Below are 23,424 nucleotides of genomic sequence, written 5' to 3' on the forward strand. Positions count from 1 at the left end.
GGTCAGACGCCCGGGGGCGGTTTCCAGTGCACGGCGGGGTGCTGCTGCTCCTCGCGCGGGCCGAAGCCCGTGGTGAGCACCAGATGGGTGAGGACGGCCCCTATGGGCCAGGCCAGGAACGCGCCCTTGGCCTGCAGTTCCAGGGGGCCGTCGAACACCTTCTTCGCGCCGACCGCCCGGGCGTGCGCGATCAGGTCGCTGGTGGGGCCGAGCCAGGTGCCCAGCCGCCAGGCCAGCACGGAGCCCAGGACAGCGCCCACGGCCATGCCGAGGACGACACCGACGCCCCCGCGCCGGCTGCGCCAGAAGACGAGCGCCCCGGTCAGCACCCCGATGCCCAGTCCGAGCAGCACGAAGGTGCCGTCGGCGCCGATCGCCTGCTCCCCCTCGGTGTCCTTGAGGTAGACCGCCTTGCCGTCCGAGACCAGCGGGATCCGCGGCGCCAGCCACAGCCACAGCAGGCCGAGGACCACGCCCGCCACGGCCACGAGCACCGCGGTCAGGGCACCGCTCTTGAGCTCCCGGACGGGGTCCATGCGGCTCTCCTGCTCCGGGAACGGCGGCAGCGGCGCGGGCGGCCAGTGGTCGTGGGGGGTCAGGGGTGCGGTCACCCTGCCATCGTGCCAGGTCCGTCCGTGGCCCGCGTCACCGGCACCTCACCGGCACCACACCCGCGGGTCACCGGCAGGCCGCGCGGCGGTAGGCCCAGGTGGCCACCGCCAGCGACACCAGGCCCACGGCCGCGCACACCGACAGGTCGGTGGTGATCGCCACCCAGTCGGGGTGGTCGTCGAAGCCGCGGATGAGGGCCTCCACGCCGTAGGTGGAGGGCAGCAGGTCCCGTACGTAGCGGATCGGCTCGGGGAGGTTGCCGGCCGGCAGCACGCCCAGCAGCAGCGCCGCCGACATGCCGAGCTGGCCGGCCAGGGTGGCCAGCTCCTGGCGCGGCGCGAGCAGCCCGAGGGCCGCGCCCAGCCCGGACAGCGCCGCCCCCGCCAGCGGGATCACCGCGGCGAGGATCCACAGGTTGGCGAAGGGCAGCTGGAACAGCGCGCAGCCGATGCCCGCCGTCACCAGCGTCCCGGGCACGGTGAAGGAGGCGTACGCGCCCGCCGCGCCCAGCACCACGGCGGCCGGGGGCACCGGCAGGGTGGCGTAGTGGTCGAGGCCGCCGGAGGCGCGCAGCTGGCCGAAGTACTGGGCGAGCAGGTTGAGCGCCACGAAGGCGACGACCAGCACGCTCGACCCGGCGACCACCGCGCGCGCGGCCGGGCCGCCGTCGACGACGCCGCGCATCATGATCATGATGCCGACCGACTGGAAGGTCGCCACGAACAGCAGGGGGATCCGGGCGACCTTCGCCCGGGACAGCTGCGCCCGGTACACCGCGGCCATCGCGGGCAGCAGCCGGGCGCGCGGCGCGAGCGCCGCGGCCGCCATCCCGAGGGGGGCGGTGGGTGCCGCCAGTGCCGCCGTACGGGTGTCCGCTCCCGCGGAGATGATCGTCACTGCGCGCCGCCCCGCTGCGCGGTGCCGCGCGCCACGTCCAGGTTCACGTTCCGGTCCACGTCCAGGCTCACGTCCCCGCCGTTGCCGCCGTTCACGCCTTGACCAGCCCCTTCCGCCGGCCGCCGAGTGCCAGGTAGACATCCTCCAGGCTCGGCGCCGTCAGGGTGAAATCGTCGAGCGCGGTGAAGGCCGGTCCGCCGGTCAGCTCGGCGACCACGGCGCGGGCGCGCTGCTGCGGCAGCCGCAGGGTCCAGCGGCGTCCGGTGACGTGGGCGGCCTCCCGCAGGGCCGCGACCTCGGGCACGGCCAGCGGGGGCTGGTCCCGCCACACCAGGTCCAGCCGTACCTCGTCGGCGACGAGCGCCTTGAGCCCGGCCGGGGTGTCGCAGGCGATGACCCGGCCCTCGTCGATGACCGCGACCCGGTCGAGGACGGTCTCCGCCTCGATCACGTTGTGGGTGACCAGCAGCACCGTGGTGCCGTGCTCGGCGCGCCGGCGGTCGACCGCCGCCCACACCGCGCGCCGGGCGACCGGGTCCATGGCGGTGGTCGGCTCGTCCAGCACGAGCACCGGCCGCTCGCCCACGAGGGCGGCGGCGAAGCAGGCGAGCCGGCGCTCGCCGCCCGACAGCCGCTTCACCGGCCGCGAGGCGAGGGCGGTCAGCTCCAGTTCCTCCAGGACGGCGTCCCGCTCGGCGCGGGCGGCCCTGGCGTCGAGGCCGCGCAGCCGTCCGGTGGTCTCGGCGGCGAGGGCGACGGTCAGCTCGTCGAGCGCGCTCGACTCCTGGCCGAGGTAGCCGATCAGCCGCGCCGCGCGCTCCGGGTGCCGTACGAGGTCGTGCCCGAGCAGTTGGACGCTGCCCGCGTCGGGGCGCAGCAACCCCGTCAACTGACGTACGAGGGTGGTCTTCCCGGCGCCGTTGGGGCCGAGCAGCCCGAAGATCTCACCGCCCCGGACGTCCAGGTAGATGCCGTCGTTGGCGCGTACCGGGGGGCTCGCGGCGCCGCGCCGACCGCGACCGGCCGGGTAGCTCTTCACCAGCCCGCGCACGGTCACCACCATCGCCGTCCGCGCGGTGTCGCCCTGTTCCGTGCCGGTACTCACGAGCACCGAGCCTACGCTGCGTCCCGGCCGCGACGTGCCGCAGGGTGGGGTCCGGGCGCGCTCACTCCCCCGCCGAGGCCCCCGCGACGACCGCGCGGGCGTCGACCTCGCGCCAGAAGCCCGCCCGGATGGCGTAGCGGTCGTGCTCGTCGATCTGGTCGTCCTTGTGGGCGAGCAGCCCGAAGCGGGCGGCGTAGCGCAGCAGCTCGCCGTCGATCCGGTGCGGGACGCGCGGGTACTCGGCGGAGAGCACCTGGAGGTGGGACGAGTCGGCGATCCGGCCGATCCAGCGGCGGGCGAAGACCTGGCCGACCTCGTACGGGTCGCCGCTGACGTCGGTGATGTCCTCCTCGCGGTCCGCCCAGCGCTGTTCGGCGCTGGTGAGCTGGGCCAGCGTGGGCAGGCCGGCGTCGGCGGCCTCGGCGCCGCCGACCAGCCCGCGGTCGGAGGACCAGCGCAGGGTGGCACCGGCGGCGGCCGGGGAGGCCGGGTGCGGGGAGGAGTGGCCGCGGTGGACGATGCCGGCGACGTCCTTGGGGGTGGGCATCCCCTTGCCGGCCGCTGCGGCCGGCGCCCCGGTGCCGGGGCGGGTGCCGTTGCGCTCGGCGGTGACGACCTGGGGGGCGGCGGCGGCCGGCTCGGCGGGCTGCTCGGCCGCGGGCTGTGGTTCGGTCCCCCGGCCGGTCTCGGGCAGCGGCGCAGACAGGATGGCGGCGATCTCGGGGCGCGGGGTGAGCGGTGCGCAGACCCCGGCGGGCTCGCGCACGTGGATGGCCCGGGTGATCCACTCCCGGTCCAGGACGCGGCGTTCGTCGGCCTCGGCGACCAGGTCCTCGGACTGGTTGAAGTCGCCGTCCGCGGCCTGCACGGCCCACAGGTGGACGGCGACGCCGTGCTCCTTCGCCGACATCATGCCCGGCAGGAGGTCGCCGTCCCCGGTGACCAGCACGACGTCGGAACAGGCGCGGTTGCGGGCCAGCTCGGACAGCTCGGCGTGCATGGCCGCGTCGACGCCCTTCTGCGCCCAGCGTCCGTCGGTGCGGGTCAGTGCGCCGAGGCGGACCGTGACCCTGGGCATCACGCGCAGCCTCCGGTGCTCCGGCTGCGGGACGCGGTCGGGCGCGCCGTCGAACCAGTAGATCCGCAGCAGGGGCTGGCCGGTCTCCTTCTCGGCGCGCTCCCGCAGTCCCGCGACGATCTCGGAGTGGTCGACGGTGATCCGGGACCGGGAGGGCTCTCCGGCGAGGAGGCTCGCGGCGGCCCCGAGCAGGTACCCGGCGTCCACGAGGACGACGCAGCGGTCCATCGGTCTCACCCTCTTCTCCGAAAGTCCTGCCGTCCGTCCCCCCGGTAACGCTGTTGCCCCGAGTCTGCCCGAACACGGGGGCGTTGTGACCGGTTACGCGATCACCGGCGCGCCTCACCCTGCAACTGCCCGAAATGCGACCTTCGTACTCCCGTGCAAGCCTGAGTGCGGCCCATCATCCGAGATTTCCCCCGAGGAGGAATCGTGGGCAAGAACAAGAACCGGGGCGAACGTACCGGCCAGCAGCACGACCGCGGCGCCGCGACCACCGAAGAGCACGCGAAGAGCGCAGGCGGACGCGAGCAGATGGCGATGACGGTCCCGGGCGCCGAACCGCACGTGTCGCAGAAGCGGCAGAAGAAGTTCGGCCACAACTAGCGCGCGCACGCAGGACGCTCATGACCGAGGGTGGCACCCCGTCCGGAAGGGGTGCCGCCCTCGGCGCGTTCCGCCGCCCGCGCGGCGGTGATCAGCCCGCCTGCTGCTGGGCGGTGGCGAGGCAGGAGGGGCCCAGGAGGGCCTTGAGGTCGCCGAAGAGCGCAGGGTCGGGAGTGACGCGGTGGCGGTCGAGCCTCAGCACCGTCGTCTTGCGGGCGCCCTGCAGCCGCACCCGTACCTCGGTGCTCCCCTTGTGGCTGGCGAGGACCTCGCCGAGGCGGGCGACCAACGGCGGAGTCACCTTCACCGTCGGGATGGAGATGGTCACCGGGGCGTTGGTCCCGGCGTCCGTGAGGTCGGGCACCATCAGCTCCATGGCCACCAGGCGCGGCACGTCCTCGCGCTTGTCTAGCCGTCCCTTGACGAAGACGACGGCGTCCTCGACGAGCTGGGTCGAGATCAACTGGTAGGTGGCCGGGAAGAACATGCAGTCGATGGAGCCGCCGAGGTCCTCGACGGTGGCGATGGCCCAGGCGTTGCCCTGCTTGGTCATCTTGCGCTGCAGACCGGAGATGATGCCGCCGATGGTGACGATGGAACCGTCGGCGTAGTCGCCGGCCAGCGCCGAGACGGAGGCGTCGGCCTTGTCGTTGAGCACGTGCTCGATGCCGAAGAGCGGGTGGTCGGAGACGTAGAGGCCGAGCATCTCGCGCTCCTGCGCGAGCAGGTACGTCTTGTCCCACTCGACGTCGGAGAAGGTGACGTCGAGGCCGAAGCCCGGCTCGTCGCCACCGGTGTCGTCGCCCATGCCGCCGAAGAGGTCGAACTGGCCCTCGGCCTCCTTGCGCTTCACCGCGACCACGTTGTCGATCATCGGCTCGTAGTGCTCGGTGAGGCCCTTGCGGGTGTGGCCCATCTCGTCGTAGGCGCCGGCCTTGATCAGCGATTCCACTGTGCGCTTGTTGCAGACCACGGCCTCGACCTTGTCGAGGAAGTCGGGGAAGGAGGTGTACTTCCCCTTGGACTTGCGGCAGCGGATGACCGAGTCCACCACGTTCTGGCCGACGTTGCGGACGGCGGTGAGGCCGAACAGGATGACGTCGTCGCCCTGGGCGGTGAAGTTGGCGTCCGACTCGTTCACGTTCGGCGGGAGCACCTTGATGCCCATGCGGCGGCACTCGTTGAGGTAGACCGCCGACTTGTCCTTGTCGTCGCGCACCGAGGTGAGCAGCGCCGCCATGTACTCGGCCGGGTAGTTGGCCTTGAGGTAGGCCGTCCAGTAGGAGACCAGGCCGTACGCGGCGGAGTGCGCCTTGTTGAAGGCGTAGCCGGCGAACGGCACCAGGACGTCCCACAGCGCCTGGATCGACGCGTCGCTGTAGCCGTTCTTCCGGGCGCCCTCCTGGAAGATGGTGAAGTTCTTCGCCAGCTCCTCGGGCTTCTTCTTGCCCATGACGCGGCGGAGGATGTCGGCCTCGCCCAGCGAGTAGCCCGCGATGATCTGGGCGGCCTTCTGCACCTGCTCCTGGTAGACGATCAGGCCGTAGGTGACGTCGAGGACCTCCTTGAGGGGGGCCTCGAGTTCCGGGTGGATCGGGGTGATGTCCTGCTGCTTGTTCTTGCGCAGGGCGTAGTTGATGTGCGAGTTCATGCCCATCGGGCCCGGCCGGTAGAGGGCCGAGACGGCGGAGATGTCCTCGAAGTTGTCGGGCTTCATCATGCGCAGCAGGGAGCGCATGGGGCCGCCGTCGAACTGGAAGACGCCGAGGGTGTCGCCGCGGGCGAGCAGGTCGAAGGTCTTCGGGTCGTCGAAGGGCAGGGCCAGCAGCTCGATGTCGACGCCCTTGTTGCCCTTCACGAGCTTGACGGCGTCGTCCATGATCGTGAGGTTGCGCAGGCCGAGGAAGTCCATCTTCAGCAGGCCGAGCGACTCGCAGCTCGGGTAGTCCCACTGCGTGATGGTGACGCCGTCGGAGTGCCGCACCCAGACCGGGGCGTGGTCGACGATCGGCTCGCTGGACATGATCACGCCGGCGGCGTGCACGCCCATCTGCCGCACCAGGCCCTCCACGCCGCGCGCGAGGTCGATGACCTTCTTGGCGTCGGGCTCGTTCTCGTACATCGAGCGGATCTCGCCGGCCTCGCTGTAGCGCGGGTGCGAGGAGTCGGTGATGCCGGAGAGCGGGATGCCCTTGCCGAGGACGTCGGCGGGCATCGCCTTGGTGAGGCGGTCGCCGACGGCGTACGGGTAGCCCAGCACGCGGGCCGAGTCCTTGATCGCGTTCTTGGCCTTGATGGTGCCGTAGGTGCCGATCATGGCGACCTTGTCGGCGCCGTACTTCTCGGTGACGTACCGGATCACCTCGGCGCGCCTGCGCTCGTCGAAGTCGATGTCGACGTCGGGCATGGAGATGCGCTCGGGGTTGAGGAAGCGCTCGAAGATCAGGCCGTGGTCGATCGGGTCGAGGTCGGTGATGCCCATGGCGTACGCGACGATCGAGCCGGCCGCCGAGCCGCGGCCGGGGCCGACGGCGATGCCGTTGTTCTTGGCCCACATGATGAAGTCGGCGACGACCAGGAAGTAGCCCGGGAACCCCATCTGGATGATGGTGTCCATCTCGTACTCGACCTGCTTCATCCGGTCGTCCGGGATGCCTCCGGGGTAGCGGCGCTGCATGCCGCGCATGGTCTCCTCGCGGAACCAGGTGACCTCGCTGAAGCCCTCGGGGACCTCGAAGCGGGGCATCAGGTTCCGCGCCTGGAACATGCCCTCGGTGTCGACCTGCTGCGCCACGAGCAGCGTGGTGTTGCGGCAGCCCTCCTGCCAGGCGTCGGAGGAGTCGATGGCGAACATCTCGTCCGTCGTCTTCAGGTAGTAGCCCGTGCCGTCGAAGCGGAAGCGGTCCGGGTCGGAGACGTTCTTGCCGGTCTGGATGCACAGCAGGGCGTCGTGGGCGTCGGCCTCGCTGGCGTACGTGTAGTGCGAGTCGTTGGTGACGACCGGCGGGATGCCGAGCTTCTTGCCGATCTCCAGCAGCCCGTCGCGGACCCGGCGCTCGATCTCGATGCCGTGGTCCATCAGCTCCAGGAAGTACCGCTCCTTGCCGAAGATGTCCTGGTACTCGGCGGCGGCCTTCACCGCCTCGTCGAACTGGCCGAGGCGGAGCCTGGTCTGCACCTCGCCCGAGGGGCAGCCGGTGGAGGCCATCAGGCCCTCCGACCACTGGGCGATGGTCTCCTTGTCCATGCGCGGGTACTTGGTCAGCCAGCCCTCGGCGTAGGCGTCGGAGGAGAGCCGGAAGAGGTTGTGCAGTCCCGTCGCGTTCGCCGCCCAGATCGTCTTGTGCAGGTAGGAACCGGAGGCCGAGACGTCGTCGCGCTTCTGGTGCGGCTGGCCCCAGGTGACCTTGCGCTTGTTGCGCCGGGACTCCGGCGCCACGTACGCCTCGATGCCGATGATCGGCGTGATCCCGGCGCCCTTGGCCTGGTGGAAGAAGTCGTACGCCCCGTGCAGGTTGCCGTGGTCGGTCATGGCGATGTGCGTCATGCCCATCTCACCGCAGGCCTTGAACATGTCCTTGAGCCGTGCCGCTCCGTCCAGCAGCGAGTACTGGGTGTGGACATGAAGGTGGGTGAACGGCGTGGTCACGGGAAGCGACACCTCCGGCATCGGTCGTCATCTGGCGGCGTTGGAATCCTACGCCGGGGGTCCGACAGCCGGTGCCACTCCCGCCCTGCCCGCCCTCCCCGCCGCGGCCGGCCGGCCCCGTGTCCGGCCGGTCGCGGACGGTGGCGTCAGCTCGCCCGGTAGGCGGTCCACGAGCTCTTCATGCGGCTCACCTGGCCCGCGGTGAACTGGTACATGCAGGAGTCGTAGGTGTAGTCCATGAAGTTGTGGATCGGGTCGGTGCCGGCGGCCGTGCAGGTGTCGCGGCCGGTGGGGCAGGCGTTGGCGGCGGTCTTCTCGGCGGGCGTGTCGGAGACGTAGTCGCCACTGGCGCCGCAGCCGCCCTGGAAGGTGTGGTAGAGGCCCATCCAGTGGCCGACCTCGTGGGTGGCCGTGTCGCCCTGGTTGTAGTTCGTGGCGGAACCGCCCGGCACGGACGCGTCGAGGATCACGACGCCGTCGTCCTTGGGGTCGCCGGCGTACCAGCTCGGGAAGGTGGCCCAGCCGAGCAGGTCCTCCTGGAGGTTGGCCGAGTAGATGTTGAGCGCGCTCGCGCCGCCCTTGCGGAGGCTGGTCTTCATCGCCGTCTCCGCCGAGGAGCCCTCGGTCAGGTTGTACCAGGCGGCCCGGTCGGTGTAGTCCGTGGCGACCAGCGAGAACCGGAAGCCCGAGTCGACGTTGCCGGTGCCCTGGCCGGCGTAGGCGGCGTTGAGCACCGCCATCTGGCCGGCGATGGCCGAGGCGCTGAGCTTGCCGGTGCTGCCGCTGTGGACGACGTGCCAGTAGACCGGGATCGTCGTGGTCGCGGCGGCCGCGGCCCGGGAGCCCTTGGCCTCCGCCTTGACCATGGCGACGCGCTTCCTGAGGTCCGCGTCCATCGCCTGGGCGGCGGCGTCACTGAGGGCGTTGGGCTCGTGGGCCGTGGAGCCCTTCATCGTGCGGGCCGCGGCGTCGCCGCTGTCCGCGCACTGCTCGGCGGGGGTTCTCGTGTGCGCGGAGGCGCTGCTCACGGTCGCCGTGGCGCCGGTGAGGGGGAGCAGGGCCAGGGTTCCGACCACGGCGGCGAGACCGACGAGACGGCGGGAACGGGGGGTGCGTGACATGTGGGGGCACTCCTCGTGGGACGTACGGGAGGAATTTCCTCCTCGCCGCCCGGAGATTATGTGTCCATGTCAGAACCATGGCAGTCCTCTTCCGGCCCAATGGCGGACAGAGGGTAATCCCTGGACAACGAGCGCCCCTTGAGGGTCCGCGCCGGCCGACGCGAGGTCCCCGTGACGCGGGGCGGGCGATGTGTCCGGATACGGACCCGGGGGATCCCCACCGCCCGCCCCGCGCCGGCCCTTTCCCGCGCGGCGCGCGGGCGTGGCCGGAAATCGACGTACGGGAGGCTCAGCGTACCGGCGAGTAGACCCGCTCGGCCTTCTGCGTGCCCGACCGGGTGCGGTACGAACGCTCCCAGGTGGATGAGGCGTTCGGGTCGGTGCGGTCGGAGAGCGCGTAGTAGTCCATCTGCGCCCGCTCGCCGGTGATGTCCAGCACGCCGTAGCCGTGGGAGTCCATGTCCAGCCACTTCACGTGGCGGTTGGCGGCCTTCACCGCCGTCTCCGCGATCGTGGAGACGGTGTCCGGGGCGACCTTGAGGATGTCGTCCAGGTTGTCGGAGGTGACCGAGGTGACCACGAACTCGGTCGCGGCCGAGGCCGACAGCGGGTAGGTGGCCGCCTTCACGGGGACGTCGTTCGCCCACGCCATGTGGATGTCGCCGGTCAGGAAGACCGTGTTGCGGATGCCGTTGTCCCGCAGGTGGGCCAGGAGTTCGCGGCGGTCGTCGGTGTAGCCGTCCCACTGGTCGACGTTGACCGCCAGCCCCTCGGCGGGCAGGCCGAGCAGCTTCGCCAGCGGCGCCAGCAGGTAGTCGGGCAGCGCCCCGAAGGCGACCGGCGAGATCATCACCGAGTTGCCGATCAGCCGCCAGGTGGTGTCGGAGGCCTTGAGGCCGGCTTTCAGCCAGTCCAGCTGGGCCCGGCCGGTGATCGTCCGGTCCGGGTCGTCCACCGCGCCGCTGCCGATCGAGGCCTGCTGGGAGCGGAAGGAGCGCAGGTCGAGCAGGGACAGGTCGGCGAGCCTGCCGAAGCGCAGCCGCCGGTAGGTGGTGCCGGCGACCGAGGTGCGCACCGGCATCCACTCGAAGTAGGCCTGCTTCGCGGCCGCCACCCGGGCCGTCCAGACGCCCTCGGCGCCCTCGGTGTGGTTCTCGGCGCCGCCGGACCAGGCGTCGTTGGCGAACTCGTGGTCGTCCCAGATCGCCACCACCGGGGCCGCGGCGTGCAGCGCCTGCAGGTCGGGGTCGGTCTTGTAGCGGCCGTGCCGGGTGCGGTAGTCGGCCAGGGTGACGATCTCGTGGGCGGGCGCGTGCGGACGGACGACGGTGCCGCGGGCGGCGTAGCCCCCGGTGCCGTACTCGTAGAGGTAGTCGCCCAGGTGCAGCCACGCGTCCAGGTCGCCGCGTGCGGCCAGGTGCCGGTACGCGGAGAAGTAACCGGCCTCCCAGTTGGCGCAGGAGACCACGCCGAAGCGCAGCCGGTCGGCGGTGGCGTTCTCGGCAGGCGCCGTGCGCGCGCGGCCGGCCGCGGAGGTCACGCCGCCGGCGGTGAAGCGGTACCAGTAGTCCGTGCCGGGCTGCAGGCCGCGCACGTCGGCCTTGACGGTGTGGTCGGCGGCCGCGGTCGTGGTCGCCGTGCCGGTCGCCACGACGGAGGTGAACGCCTTGTCCCGGGCGACGGTCCAGGCCACCTCGGTCGCCGGGCCGAGCCCGGAGCCGGGGACGGCCTCGGGCACGGGCGTCACCCGCGTCCACAGCAGCACACCGTCGGGCAGGGGGTCACCGCAGGCCACGCCGTGCAGGAAGGCGGGCGACGCGGCGGCGGAGGCGGGGGCGGTGCCGGCCGTCAGCGGTATCAGCGCGGCGCCGGTCACGGCGGCGCCGGCCTTGACGACCGAACGGCGGGTGGGTGTTCTCGATGAAGTCCGTGAGGGTACAGAGGTCTCGGTCACGGCCGGTCAGATTACGCGTCAGTAACCCCTTTCCGGGACCCGACGCACAAGAGTTCGGGAGGACTTCGCCCTCCGGTCCCCGGCACGACGCCGGGGACCGGAGGGCGGAAGCGGCCCGCGGGCCGGTGCTAGCCCTTGCCGATGATCTGGTCGACGGCGGCCGTGTACTGCTCGGGGGTCATCGCCTGCACGCTCTCGATGGGCTTGTCGTCGAGCTTGACGGTCGGCGTCGCGCTGATGCCGTCGGCGGTGAACTGCTTGTCCATGGTCAGCGCCCACTTGTCGTAGGTGCCGTTGCGGACCGCGTCCTCGAAGGTCTTGTTGCCCTTGAGCGCGTCGACCTTCTGCGCCAGCTCGATCAGCTTGTCCGCGCTGCCGAAGTCGTCCTTGGTCTCCTCGGGGTGGACGTCCTTGGAGTACAGCAGCGTGTGGTAGTCGACGAACGCCTCCTTGCTGACGTTCAGCGCGGCGCCCAGCGCGCTCAGGGCCTTCTTCGAGCCCTGGCCCTGGCCGAGGCTGTTGTCGAGGAAGGCGCCCATGGTGTACGAGATCTTGTACTTGCCGTCCTTGGCGTCCTTCTGGACGGTCTCGCCCGAGGTCTGCTCGAACTGCGCGCAGACCGGGCAGCGCAGGTCCTCGTACACCTTCAGCGTGTGCTTGGCGCTCTCGTCGCCGATGACGATCGTCGTGCCGTCCTTGCCGGAGGAGTTGGCCGGCTTGACCAACGGCTTCTCCGCGGCCTTCTCCCAGTAGTCCGGCGCGTTCATCTTGACGACGGCCACGGCTATGCCGGCGCCGAGCGCCAGCACGCCCAGCACGCCGCCGACGACGAAGAACTGCCGCCGCAGCTTCTCCCGCTTCGCCTGCCGCTCGCGCTCCACGCGCAGCCGCTCGCGGGCGGCACTCTTGGCGGCCTGGGTGTTCCGCTTGCTCATGATGGTGTGATCTCCGACTCGTACGTGGGGTGGGTGAGGGGTGTGGGCCGTGCTCAGCGGAAGCCGAGGCGGGCGGGCGGCCCTCGCCGTACGACGGAGTGCAGGAGCAGGGGCAGCGCCGGGGCGGCGGCCACGGGGCCGGTCGCGCCGGGGCGGGTCACGGCGCGCGGACCGGCCGTCCGGAAGACGGCCACCGCGACGAACAGCGGCCGGACGGCGGCACGCAGCAGGCGGTGCAGGGCGTCCTCACCGCTGCGCAGCCACCCGGCGGCGACCAGGCCGACGCAGACGTGCGCCAGCAGCAGCAGCCACGGCGAGGTGGTGGGGCCGGACATCCCCGGTGCCGAGGCGAGCGAACCGCCGGCCTCGCCGTGGCAGACCAGCGCCTCGTTGATCGAGCGCCAGGAGCCGGTGACGGGACCGCCGCCGGGGCCGTAGCAGGTGTTCTGGCCCGCCGTGAACAGCGTGTCGACGGCCAGTTCGAGCGGGACGAGCAGGCCGGCGATCGGCCAGTAGCCGCGCTCGCGGCCGCCGAGCGCGTACGCGACCGCGAAGACGGCCACGAAGGCCCCCGCCGTGGTCGTCATCGGCAGGGGCTCCCGCGAGAGCATGATGTGGGCGGTCGCGGACAGCGTCACGCACAGCGCGGCGAAGCATCCCGCGCGCAGTGCCCTCAGCCGGGGTCCGGTCCCTTCCATGGCGCCGAGTGTGCCATGCCGCTGTGTAAGCAATGCCTAAACCCCGGAACAAGGCCCCGGCTCAGAGACCCGGGATGCGGCCGTTGCGGAACAGGTCCACGAAGATCTGGTGGTCGGCACGGGCCCGGGCCCCGTAGGAGTGGGCGAACTCCACCAGCGACTCGGCGAAGCCCTCCTCGTCCCGCGCTATGGCCGCGTCGATGGCGTCCTCCGTGGAGAACGGCACCAGGGAGTGCCCGCTCTCGTCGTCCGCCGCCGCGTGCATGCCGGCGGTGGCCCGGCCGAGGTCCGCGACGACGGCCTCGATCTGCTCCGGGTCGTCGATGTCCGACCAGTCCAGGTCCACCGCGTACGGCGACACCTCGGCGACCAGCTGCCCGACGCCGTCCAGCTCCGTCCAGCCCAGGTACGGGTCGGCGTGCGCCTGCAGCGCGCGCTGCGAGATCACGGTGCGGTGGCCCTCGTGCCGGAAGTACTCGCGCACCGCGGCGTCGGCGATGTGCCGCGAGACCGCCGGCGTCTGCCCCTGCTTCATGTAGATGACGACGTCGTTCTCCAGGGCGTCGGTGTGGCCCTCGAGCAGGATGTTGTACGAGGGCAGGCCCGCGCTGCCGATGCCCACGCCGCGACGGCCCACGACGTCCTTGACCCGGTGGCTCTCCGGGTTGATCCGGCTGGTCTCCGGCAGCGTGTCCAGGTACGCCTCGAAGGCCCGCAGCACCTTCTCGCGGGTACCGCCGTCCAGTTCCACCGCGCCGCCGCCCGCGGTGAAGCGGCGGTCCCAGGCGCGGATCTCGGTCATGGAGTCCAGCAGCCCGAACCGGGTCTGCGAGCGGGCGTGGCGCAGCGCGTCCAGCAGCGGGCCCTCGGCGGAGTCCAGCGTCAGCGCGGGCACCCCCTCGCCCTGGGCGAGGGCGCGGACGCGCTCGCGGTAGGCGGTGGCGTAGCTGCGCACCAGGCCGGAGATCACGTCGTCGGCCAGGGCCTTGCTGTAGCCGATCAGCGCTATGGAGGCGGCGAAGCGCTGCACGTCCCAGGTGAAGGGGCCGACGTAGGCCTCGTCGAAGTCGTTGACGTTGAAGATCAGCCGGCCGTTGGCGTCCAGGTACGTGCCGAAGTTCTCGGCGTGCAGGTCGCCGTGGATCCACACCCGGGAGGTGCGCTCGTCCAGGAAGGGGCTGCCGTCCCCGGCGTCGGCCAGGTCGGCGTAGTAGAGGCAGGCGGTACCCCGGTAGAAGGCGAACGCGGACGCCGCCATCTTGCGGAACTTGACCCGGAACGCCGCGGGGTCGGCCGCCAGCAGCTCCCCGAACGCGGTGCCGAAGACCTCGAGGATCCGCTCGCCGCGCTCTTCGTCCGTCGTCATGCCTGTGGCCATCGGTGCGGTGCCTCCTGGGCTGGTCCGTGTCTGCCGGGTCAACGCAGCAGCGTACGCCCGCGTGCCCGGCGACGGCCCCGGGCGGGGCGTTGTTCGCGTCACGGCCGCCGGGCGTTCAACCGGGCACTTCCGGCCACGGTCGCGCGTTCTGGCTTGCGATGAACACCACCAGGGGGCGGGACACCGCGCGCCGCGGCCGGCGGCGCACCATATTCGGGCTGCTGCTGATCGGCGGCCTCGTACTGGCCGCAGTGGCGTGGCCCACACTCTCCGCACAGGTCCGCGCGGCCAACTGGCCGAAGGAGCAACCCCGCGGGCCCCAGCACATCACCGCCCGCATGGAGACGGTCCGCGACGCCGTCGTCAAGGAGTTCGGCCCCCGCGGCCTCGAGGGCGCCCCCGGCTGCTACCGCGAGGAGGGCGGCATCGCCGGCGGCGGCGAACACCCCCTCGGCCGCGCCTGCGACTTCATGCTCATGCCCGCCGGCGAGAAGGCCACCGGCAAACCCGACGCCCTGGGCGAGGACATCGTGGCCTGGGTCCGGGAGCACGCGGACGAGTACGGCATCTGGTACGTCATCTACGAGCAGCACATCTGGTCCAGCCGCCTCCCGCAGCAGGGCTGGAAACTGATGGAGGACCGCGGGTCCATCACCCAGAACCACTTCGACCACGTGCACATATCGGTCTACTGAGCCGCCGCCTGGCTGAGCTGCAGCTCCGGACGGAACGGCCCGCTGACCAGCGTCGATGCCGTCACTGGTTGTCAACGTTGGTCAGCGCTGGTCCACCTTCCACGGCCCAGGGACGGCCCCGCGACGGTGTTCAACTTGCAGGACGACACCCGCTTTGGGAGTTCGTTCACAGCTACGCGCGCACTGCCGCACTCCAACTACGAGGGCACGAGACAGGCTCCCTGCAACCGTCAAGGTTCACGCGCGTACGGCTCTGTTGCCGTCCTCTTCTGCCGTCAGAGGTGCTCTCCCGTGTCGAGCGCTCAGCCCGGGACCCCTTCCAGCGGAAGGTGGTTGCGGTAGTACTCCGACTCCAGCCACTCCTCCTTCACGAAGAGCGGGCGAGTGAGGAGTGCTTCCCCGACCCTCTGCTCACGCAAGAGAACTCCGAGATCCGTCAACGAGAGCGACGCGTCAGGGGTGTAAAGCACCCAGTTCCCATGCTCGTCAGCGTAATCCAGGAGGAACTCGTGGCCCTGCGCTGGATCGCTGCCTGCCAGCGGAAAGCCTGCCAAAAAGACCTGAGGGCCGGCGACTGCGTCCAGCGCGACGCATGCCAGCTTGCCCACGTCGTAAAACGCCTTCACCCCGCCCGGGAACTCTTCCTGTCCGTACGGACCACCAACCCGCGCCTCCGGCTCGGAGACCAGCAGCGCCTCGGCGACCTCTGCCGGCGACATCCCGAACCACAGCGGCCCCACGCCGCCCTCGGCCCGCAACTTCCAGCGCTCGCGTTCTACATCCGCGCTCATCTGCCCCGCCCTCACGATCGCCTGGAGCTACCGGCGGCTCCGGGGCCTCGGAGGGACGCTATCGGACAGGGTCTGTACGGTACCGAGGCGCCCGTTCCCGACTAGGAACCGCGCTCTGAGCTTGGGAATCACCGCTCGTTGAAGTCCCCGTGTCGTTGCGAGCTGGGCGGATAGGCCACTGCTGTCCGTGCCTTCATGCCGCGTGGCGCCCGTCGTTGACCGTGGTGCACCGCTTGATCTGGCAAGCATCTGGCACGGTGTTGACCGCGGAGCGTCCTGCGGATCTGGGCGACGGAGTACGGTCCGCGCAATGGTTTCGGGAGGGAAGGCTCGTTCTGCTGTCAGTGACTGTCTCGCCCACAGAGTGCGCGATGGTAGCGCAGGTGCTCTTCGTTGATCTCATGAGCGGGATGCAGACGGAGATTGCCGATGGGACTGTTATCGGCGCTCAACCGGGCTGTTCCGTCGGCGTCGATGTAGATGGCGAGTGTGTCGAACTGGACGTGGTGGTTCGGGCACAGGACGAGCAGGTTGGACAGCTCGTCCGGGCCGTGGTGAGGGCGGCCCAGCCCCCGTATGTGGGCGGCCTCGCTATATGTGCTGAACCTGGCTTGCAGTTGCAGGTCGCAGATCTGGCAGCGGTTGGCGTGCAGCGTCTTCACCCTGACGGTCAGTTCGGTGTCGCGGACGATCCGGGAGATGGTCGTAGTGTTCCGCGGAGCGGCCCCGGACGCGGGCTCATGGTCCGGCTCGTCGTCCTGCACACCGCTCGCGCTCTCGTAGCCTTCCAGCCCCAGGCGTTCCATCAGCGCATGGTGGTCGACGTCCGCGAGGTAGGTCTCCCGCAGGACGGCGACCGCCTGGGAGCGCACGAAGGGATCTCCCAGTAGCTGTGCTGCCGGCTTGGTCAGCCCGCCAGCGGGGTTGAGCCTGTCGAACGTCGACGCGTGGGGTTTGGAGGTGTTCAGGGAACGGGCCCCGGAGACCTCCCACAGGTCGCTCGTCTGCAGGTGCCAGAACGGGTACTCGGGGGTGACGGAGGAGTCGGGGAGCCCGAACTCGGCCAGTAGCCCGCCGACCTCCTCACGGAACTGGCGCCACGGCACGAGGCGAGACCCTTTCGCGGCGACTCCGGAGATCGCCCACAGCAGAGTCAGGGGCTTGTGTCTGCTCGGTCGACCGTTTCTTCTGTGGACGCTCAGGTTCCGCAGCCTGCCCAAGAGCAGGTCCGCGGTCAGTTCCGCGGCTCCGGCTGCCGCGGCTCGGTCCTGAGCAGCAGCGTCAGGCTGGCGGGGCGCCGGGAACAGGCCCGGAGTCTCGTTAGCGTCCTCTGTCGGGCGCCGGCCCGGGAGAAGGACCGACCCGGTTCGGGCCGTCTGTCGCCGAACGTCGGGAAGCACCGCATGCCCGTGCTCCACCCACTGCTGCCAGGAACGGGGGGGCGTACTCGAGCGCCTCGACGGCCAGCATCGAAGGGGTGCCCCGGGGGTCGATCCAGGCCCAGTCGACCCGATCGTCCTCCGTGCTCAGGTCCAGGACGGCCAGGTCGTAGACGTAGTTGGTAAAGGTGCTCCGGTCGGCTTCGGCCTCCTGCACCACCTGTTCGGCGTGCTCGATGACCGCGGCTCCGCAGAACTCGACGTACCCCTTGGGGCTCTTGTTGCGGGAGACGGCCTTGAACAGCAGCAGGGGGACGGCCTGCGCACGTTCCTCCACGGTGGATGCACGGTGCTCCGCGAACGCTTCCAGCAGTGCCGCGTTCCCCCGGGTGCTTCCCGTCGGTACAGCAAGGCCAGCCTTGTGGTCCCCGAAGTAGCGCACGCGTCCGTTGTCCAATTCGAACACATCGTGCCAGGGGGTCTCCCTGGTGCCGGCCTTCCATGGGCTGGATCGGATCAGGAGTGCCGGCCGGCGAAGCCCATCCGATCCCCGCGTCTTGGCGATGACATTGATGCCGGACTCCAGCAAAACCCGTGGACGCCCCGGCAAAGCGGTGGCGTGGTGGAAGTTCCGGTAGCCATCGATGATCGGTACCGATGGGTTCTTCTCCCGGGTGTACCGAAATACCTCGCCAATCCGCAACAGACCCCCAATGATGACCCCTGACGTGACCTCACTCGAACACTCCGCAGATCTTGCCAGGTCCAGTGACTGACCGGTCCTCACCGCCAGCCCACGGTGGGGTACGGCGGGTGAGTACTGCCTTGTAAGTTTGATCGGGATACCGGGGCACCAGCCGGAACTACGAGGTCGCTGGTGGAGTCTGGTTTCCAGCGGCCGAGCTGATCCGGGGCCGTTCGTGGCCATTGATGTCATCGTTGGATGTCAGCCGAACACCTGCGGCACTGGGCAAAACTCCAATGGCTCGTCCGTCCGGTCGCCCCACCCCCCACCAGAAGTGCTGCTTGGCGCACTTCCATAGCGACCGGCAGACCCGCTGGCCACCGTCCTCGCGCCGGGAGAGCACCAGGCCACCAGACTTCATGGGCTGGCCGCACTCGGGGCAGGTGGGAGAGTAGCTGGTCGCGTCGAGCATCATAACGGAGCGACCTCTTCGTCCTGAGGCAAAGTGGGAGGCCGCCCAACCTGAGGCTACGCAGCTCGCGACCGACAAGGGCCATTCGCTAGCGTTCGTACTTGTACGCGTTGCAGCGCAGTTAAGAAACGCAGTCGCCTGGACGGTGCCACAGTGGATCCATGGAGTGGTTGACGTTGATCAGCACAGTAGTTGGAGCCGCCATCGCAACTGGTACTGACACGTTTCTAGACCTTCGGCGTTGGCATAGGGAGCGTTCTGATAGGGACCTGCAGATGCGCAGATCCTTTATGGCGGATCCCGGGCTTGGGGCGAGGCGCGCCTGCTCAGCCCCATTCTGGCAGCGCAGCCTCTTGGTGCTGCCGTCGGATCGCCAGAGAGTAGTGGCTCTATGGCCTGGCGCATCAGGCTGGGAAAAAAGGGAATTCCATGCCGGCGGTTAGCCGCGACTCGCCAACTTATTCACCGTTGCTGACTAATCCATTTAATGCGACTTAGACGCGAGCTGCTCGTTGAAAGATTGCAGCGAACGAGTCCCAGATCACCGTACCGATCCGGCGTACCTATGCTCACTCTCGCGCATTCTTGAGCCTGGTGCCAAATTCTTGATACGCAGCGTGGAGCCATTTCGGGGAGTCGACTGCGGGGAGCTTATTACCCTCCAGTGAGGCTGTAAGCAGGTGGCCGAAGAGGTGTTTACATTGCTCCGAGGAAAGGTGGAATTGACGCCTAATGCTCAAGTATGTGCCAGCAATATTCTCCCAAATTGTAATTTCCTTTTCGCGTGCTGCCGGAATGTCGCGTTGGAAGTTTTCGGAGATCTGCTCCCAGGTGCACCGGAAGACGTCAATGAGGGCTTCGTGAATAAGTCGAATGCGCCTTAGCTGGGCTTGGCTAAGCGGTTCGCGGAGCGGTCCTAGGGCTAGGTCTTCAATGGCAATTTTAATGCTATCCTCTTCCCTCGAACGTTGAGATTCGGCTCTCCGTAGGAGGGTGGAAAACTTCTCTGGGGCTGCCACTCGAATGATCTCTAGTGCCACCTCTAGCGGTTCTGCTTTAGTGGCAATGTAGGCAAATTTGTCAGCAAGATTCGGACTGTACTGGAGTACATCTTCTCGCGTAACGTTGTACCAGATGGGAAGAATTCTCTTGTCTCGTCCAGTTTCTAGAGCTACGAGGCTTCTGAATTCATACTCCGGCCAGGGTTTTTTGAGAAAATTCGGGCTGAGGATTACAGCGCCGAACTTAGAGTCGCGCAGCCCCATGTCGATGGATGCGGAAAGGCTATCTCCGATAGAGAGGGAATATTCGTCATACCAAACATCGATATCAAGTTGCCGAAGCTCGGCGACAAGTGGTCGCACAAAAGCATCTTTGTCCTCCGAGGCGTGAGAGATGAATAGGTCATGCTTTGTCAATTTTGCCTCCGTGCCGTGCTCTGCTGCGATTAATCCTGGCATGCCAGGCGCCGTCCCGGCAGGGGATTCATCGGTTTAGGCGGGCGATGTTGACGGCTAAAGACGGGTCGCATGGGTATCAGGGCTTGAACTCAGCATGGGCTGTCAGTGTTCCGGGACGGCTTCGAGGAGATTGGGGACGCCGCAGGCGGTAGCGAGGAGGTCGGCGTACGCGGTGAGGGTCGTGCGGGTGTCGCGCAAGGCAGCGCGGAGTTCTCCGGCCTTTTGCCAAGCTTGTTCGTGGTCCCGGCGGGAAACCTCGCCGGGGCGGCGGTTCTCCCAGTCCCCCAGGGCGGGGTGCCAGGAGGCGAGGAGGGGGCGGAGGCCGTAGTTGAGCATGGCTACGGCAAGGTAGCCGAAGTTGTACTGGCCGTTCTTCTTCGGCTCGGCCACATCGGGGCCGTACTTGCGCAGTACCTCGCGGGTGGTGTTGAACAGCGAGTACAGGCTGCTCAGCGCCTCCCGCAGAAGTCCCTCATCCTCACGGAGCGGCACGACCGAGACGCGCGTGACGAGCTCGACGTACAGCTCCCAGGCTGCGCGTCGTTCGGTGTCGTTGGGTTCCCAGGTGCCGGTGATTTCCAGCACGCGAAGGTTGAGTTTGACCTCTACGCTCTTCGGCGCCCGCGCCATCGTCCGCTCCTTCTTCCGGCTTCCGCGATCTGGAGGATTCTGCCTTCACGCTCACCGTATCGGCAGGATCATGGATCTGGTGCCGCAGCGTCGCGGCCTTGTGGGACCAGGGGGCTGGAATGGGTGATGTTTCGGAGGCGGTGTTCGTCAGCTACGCCGGGCCGGACCGGGCCTGGGCAGAGTGGGCGGCCTGGCATCTGCGCGAGGCCGGCCATCGGGTGGAGCTGGACGTCTGGGACTGGCGTACCGGTGACGACTTCGTCGAGCGGATGAACGATGCGCTGGCTCGCGCGACCGCGGTGGTGGCCTTGTTCTCAACCCACTACTTCGACCGTGAGCGGTGGACCACAGAGGAGTGGCGGTCTGTCGTCGCGCGCCGTGAGCGACTGGTCCCGGTCACCATCGAGCCTCTCCCCGGTGCCGATGTCCCCGCCATCCTGGCGGGGATCATCCGCAAAGACCTCCACGGCCTGGACGAGCCAGCCGCGAGAGCGGCGTTGCTGGATGCCGTCACCGGCCCCACCGGTCCTCTGGCAGAGCCAGCCTTTCCCGGCGAATCCCCACGGGCCGATGGCGGTGCTCCGGCTTCTGACAGTCGGCGCCCTCGGTTGCCCAGTAGCGCAGGCATGCCCCGGGTGTGGAACGTGCGCGGCCGCAACCCTCACTTCACCGGACGCGAGGACCTTCTCACCCAGGTCCGCGAGGGGCTGCTGGGCGGCCGACAGGCAGTGGTCCAAGCCCTGCACGGACTGGGCGGCATCGGCAAGACCCAGATCGCCCTGGAGTACGCACACCGCTTTGCCAGCCAGTACGACACCGTGTGGTGGATCGACGCCGAACAGGCCGACCAGATTCCCGTCCACTACACCGAACTGGCCGCCCGCCTAGGTATCGCCAAATCCGACGCCGGCGCTGACCACAACACCCGCATGCTCTTGGACGACCTGCGCACCCGGGAACGCTGGCTGCTTATTCTCGACAATGCCAGGGACCCTGCCGACTTCGACGGCCTCCTCCCCGCCGGTCCCGGTCACGTCCTGATCACCTCGCGCGACCCCGACTGGAACAACATCGTCCACAGCCTGGACCTGGGGGTCTTCAGCCGGGCCGACTCGCTGGCCTACCTCTCGGCCCGCATGCCCGGCCTCACCCGCCAGCAGGCCGACACCCTCGCGGACGATCTCGGGGATCTCCCCCTGGCCCTCGCCCAAGCCGCTGGCGTCATCACCAGCGGCATGACGGTCGATCGCTACCGCCAGCTCCTCATCGACAAGACCGCCGCACTCCTGACCAACGGCCTCCCACCCGGCTACACCGCCTCCCTGGCAGCCGCCGTGGATATCGCCACCATGCGACTGGCCGCCGATCGCCCCGACGCCGCCGCCCTGCTGCGCCTGGGCGCCTTCCTCGGCCCCGACCCCGTTCCCACCGCGTGGCTGGAAAACGCCCGAGACCAACTGACCACCATCGCTGTTGCCCCGGACGACTTCATGTGGCCCTGGGCCGCCCTACAACACCTAGCCCGATACGGGCTTGCCCGAGTCGACCACGAAACCTTCCAGATCCACCGACTCACCCAGGCCATCCTCCGCGACCACACCACCGAAGCAGACACCGCCCCGGCTGAGGAGGACGTCATGGCGGTCCTCTCCACCGTTGTGCCCGGCGACCCCAGAACCCCAGCCTCCTGGCCCCAATGGGCGTCCCTTGCCTCCCACCTCACCGCCCGCCAGCACACTGCAACTCGCGTCCCCCACTTGCGCAGAACGCTTATTCAAGCTGCCCATTACCTCAATCAAAGCGGCCAATCACGTGCCGCCCACGACCTGGCCACCTCCCTCCACCGCAGTTGGGCCACCGCCTTGGGCGAGGATCACCCCGACACTCTCGCCAGCGCATTCCAGCTCGCCACCTCTTTGGCCCATCGTGCTCAGTACGTTGAGGCCCGCCGCAGGCACGAGGATGCGCTGGAGCGGCGCCGCCGGGTCCTGGGTGAGGATCATCCCGACACCCTCCAGTCCGCCAACAACTTCTCCTCGACCCTGTTCAGCATTGGGGAGTACGCCGAGGCGCGCCGTCGGCATGAGGACACGCTGGAGCGGCGCCGCCGGGTCCTGGGTGAGGATCATCCCGACACCCTCCAGTCCGCCAACAACTTCTCCTCGACCCTGTCCCGCCTCGGGGAGTACGCCGAGGCGCGCCGTCGGCATGAGGATGCGCTGGAGCGGCGCCGCCGGGTCCTGGGTGAGGATCATCCCGACACGCTTAGTTCCGCCCAGAACCTCGCCATCGCCCTGGGCAATCTCGGGGAACACGCCGAGGCGCGCCGCAGGTGCGAGGATGTTCTGGAGCGGCGCCGCCGGATCCTGGGTGAGGATCATCCCGACACGCTTAGTTCCGCCCAGAACCTCGCCATCGCCCTGGGCAATCTCGGGGAACACGCCGAGGCGCGCCGTCGGCATGAGGATGCGCTGGAGCGGCGCCGCCGGATCCTGGGTGAGGATCATCCCGACACCCTCCAGTCCGCCCAGAACTTCGCCATCGCCCTGGGCAATCTCGGGGAACACGCCGAGGCGCGCCGCAGGTGCGAGGATGTTCTGGAGCGGTGCCGCCGGGTCCTGGGTGAGGATCATCCCGACACCCTCCAGTCCGCCCAGAACTTCGCCATTGCCCTGGGCAATCTCGGGGAACACGCCGAGGCGCGCCGTCGGCATGAGGATGCGCTGGAGCGGCGCCGCCGGGTCCTGGGTGAGGATCATCCCGACACCCTCCAGTCCGCCCAGAACTTCGCCATCGCCCTGGGCGATCTCGGGGAACACGTGAAGTCAGCTCGACTACTCAAAGACACTCGTGCGCGTTGCCGCCGCACGTATGGCAACGATCACCCCTTCACGGAACAGGTCACCCGTAATCTTGCACAGGCATTGACTGCTTCTGGCAGACCGTTCGAGGCCGCAAAGCTTCTTGGCGCTGGTAAACCGAAACGACAACGAACCAGGCAGAAGCGGCTATAGTTATCCATCTCTGACAAGCTGCCTGATTTGCTAGGGTTCTCGACATTGGGCTTGGCGCCACCGCGCGGGTTGGCGCGATACCCGGAATTGCCAAGCGGAGCACGTGCAAGAGGTCGGTGCAGCGGGTTTGGCCGGTGGCCTGCCTGGGCTGGGGCCGAGCATGATCAGGGGGCCGTACGCTGGCTGGCAACTCGGGCGGGCTTGCCCCTGCCCGCAATGTGTCCGAGTGGCCCCCTGGTCTTGGTCGGCGCGGGTCCCTGACCGG

General features: G+C 69.1%; 18 protein-coding genes. 3 read left to right on the forward strand and 15 right to left on the reverse strand.

Going from position 1 to position 23,424, the window contains the following annotated elements; translation table 11 throughout:
• Positions 1–2: 2 nt before the first annotated feature.
• The 4 genes from ABZ479_RS02585 to ABZ479_RS02600 all read right to left on the reverse strand — a co-directional run bounded on the left by ABZ479_RS02585 (position 3) and on the right by ABZ479_RS02600 (position 3,920).
• Positions 3–611 (reverse strand): ABC transporter permease, encoded by a 609-nt coding sequence (locus ABZ479_RS02585; protein ID WP_500459484.1) that lies wholly within the window; start codon positions 609–611, stop codon positions 3–5.
• A 67-nt stretch (positions 612–678) separates the two neighbouring features.
• Positions 679–1,440 (reverse strand): ABC transporter permease, encoded by a 762-nt coding sequence (locus ABZ479_RS02590; RefSeq protein WP_500459732.1) that lies wholly within the window; start codon positions 1,438–1,440, stop codon positions 679–681.
• A 160-nt stretch (positions 1,441–1,600) separates the two neighbouring features.
• Complete coding sequence (locus tag ABZ479_RS02595; RefSeq protein ID WP_500459733.1) at positions 1,601–2,572, reverse strand: ABC transporter ATP-binding protein; 972 nt, start codon at positions 2,570–2,572, stop codon at positions 1,601–1,603.
• Between the two features lie 103 nt (positions 2,573–2,675).
• The gene (locus ABZ479_RS02600; protein WP_500459485.1) at positions 2,676–3,920 is read right to left on the reverse strand and encodes an NYN domain-containing protein; all 1,245 of its coding nucleotides are present in this window, start codon (positions 3,918–3,920) and stop codon (positions 2,676–2,678) included.
• A gap of 204 nt (positions 3,921–4,124) precedes the next feature.
• Between ABZ479_RS02600 and ABZ479_RS02605 the strand changes: the two genes are divergently transcribed.
• A complete protein-coding gene (locus ABZ479_RS02605; protein WP_500459486.1) occupies positions 4,125–4,298 on the forward strand; it encodes a hypothetical protein in 174 nt (57 codons plus the stop codon).
• A gap of 91 nt (positions 4,299–4,389) precedes the next feature.
• Here ABZ479_RS02605 and dnaE read toward each other — a convergent pair whose 3' ends face one another.
• The 6 genes from dnaE to ABZ479_RS02635 all read right to left on the reverse strand — a co-directional run bounded on the left by dnaE (position 4,390) and on the right by ABZ479_RS02635 (position 14,033).
• Positions 4,390–7,968: a DNA polymerase III subunit alpha gene (dnaE, locus tag ABZ479_RS02610; protein WP_500459487.1), complete on the reverse strand. Its 3,579-nt coding sequence runs from the start codon at positions 7,966–7,968 to the stop codon at positions 4,390–4,392.
• A gap of 125 nt (positions 7,969–8,093) precedes the next feature.
• A complete protein-coding gene (locus tag ABZ479_RS02615; RefSeq protein WP_499607871.1) occupies positions 8,094–9,068 on the reverse strand; it encodes a zinc metalloprotease in 975 nt (324 codons plus the stop codon).
• A 289-nt stretch (positions 9,069–9,357) separates the two neighbouring features.
• Complete coding sequence (locus tag ABZ479_RS02620; protein ID WP_500459488.1) at positions 9,358–11,022, reverse strand: alkaline phosphatase D family protein; 1,665 nt, start codon at positions 11,020–11,022, stop codon at positions 9,358–9,360.
• 128 nt (positions 11,023–11,150) lie between these two features.
• Positions 11,151–11,957 (reverse strand): DsbA family protein, encoded by an 807-nt coding sequence (locus ABZ479_RS02625; RefSeq protein ID WP_500459490.1) that lies wholly within the window; start codon positions 11,955–11,957, stop codon positions 11,151–11,153.
• A 53-nt stretch (positions 11,958–12,010) separates the two neighbouring features.
• Positions 12,011–12,655 (reverse strand): hypothetical protein, encoded by a 645-nt coding sequence (locus ABZ479_RS02630; RefSeq protein ID WP_500459491.1) that lies wholly within the window; start codon positions 12,653–12,655, stop codon positions 12,011–12,013.
• Between the two features lie 61 nt (positions 12,656–12,716).
• Positions 12,717–14,033 carry a DUF2252 domain-containing protein gene (locus ABZ479_RS02635; RefSeq protein ID WP_500459492.1) on the reverse strand — a complete coding sequence of 439 codons (1,317 nt, stop codon included), beginning with the start codon at positions 14,031–14,033 and terminating at the stop codon, positions 12,717–12,719.
• 158 nt (positions 14,034–14,191) lie between these two features.
• Between ABZ479_RS02635 and ABZ479_RS02640 the strand changes: the two genes are divergently transcribed.
• Positions 14,192–14,728 carry a VldE C-terminal domain-containing protein gene (locus ABZ479_RS02640; protein ID WP_500459493.1) on the forward strand — a complete coding sequence of 179 codons (537 nt, stop codon included), beginning with the start codon at positions 14,192–14,194 and terminating at the stop codon, positions 14,726–14,728.
• Positions 14,729–15,030: 302 nt separating this feature from the next.
• On the opposite strand, the gene ABZ479_RS02645 is transcribed toward ABZ479_RS02640, so the two are convergent.
• The 5 genes from ABZ479_RS02645 to ABZ479_RS02665 all read right to left on the reverse strand — a co-directional run bounded on the left by ABZ479_RS02645 (position 15,031) and on the right by ABZ479_RS02665 (position 20,145).
• Positions 15,031–15,519 carry a hypothetical protein gene (locus ABZ479_RS02645; protein ID WP_500459494.1) on the reverse strand — a complete coding sequence of 163 codons (489 nt, stop codon included), beginning with the start codon at positions 15,517–15,519 and terminating at the stop codon, positions 15,031–15,033.
• Positions 15,520–15,860: 341 nt separating this feature from the next.
• Entirely contained in the window at positions 15,861–16,937 is a 1,077-nt protein-coding gene (locus tag ABZ479_RS02650; RefSeq protein WP_500459495.1) for an HNH endonuclease, read from the reverse strand.
• Positions 16,840–17,601 carry a hypothetical protein gene (locus ABZ479_RS02655; protein WP_500459496.1) on the reverse strand — a complete coding sequence of 254 codons (762 nt, stop codon included), beginning with the start codon at positions 17,599–17,601 and terminating at the stop codon, positions 16,840–16,842. Before ABZ479_RS02655 ends, ABZ479_RS02650 begins: the two co-directional genes overlap by 98 nt.
• Positions 17,602–18,624: 1,023 nt before the next feature.
• Positions 18,625–19,473 carry a toll/interleukin-1 receptor domain-containing protein gene (locus tag ABZ479_RS02660; RefSeq protein WP_500459497.1) on the reverse strand — a complete coding sequence of 283 codons (849 nt, stop codon included), beginning with the start codon at positions 19,471–19,473 and terminating at the stop codon, positions 18,625–18,627.
• A 144-nt stretch (positions 19,474–19,617) separates the two neighbouring features.
• Positions 19,618–20,145 carry a hypothetical protein gene (locus ABZ479_RS02665; protein WP_500459498.1) on the reverse strand — a complete coding sequence of 176 codons (528 nt, stop codon included), beginning with the start codon at positions 20,143–20,145 and terminating at the stop codon, positions 19,618–19,620.
• 119 nt (positions 20,146–20,264) lie between these two features.
• Between ABZ479_RS02665 and fxsT the strand changes: the two genes are divergently transcribed.
• Complete coding sequence (gene fxsT, locus ABZ479_RS02670; protein ID WP_500459499.1) at positions 20,265–23,159, forward strand: FxSxx-COOH system tetratricopeptide repeat protein; 2,895 nt, start codon at positions 20,265–20,267, stop codon at positions 23,157–23,159.
• Positions 23,160–23,424: the final 265 nt, after the last annotated feature.

Source organism: Streptomyces sp. NPDC005722, from assembly GCF_040630935.1.
GTDB lineage: Bacteria > Actinomycetota > Actinomycetes > Streptomycetales > Streptomycetaceae > Actinacidiphila.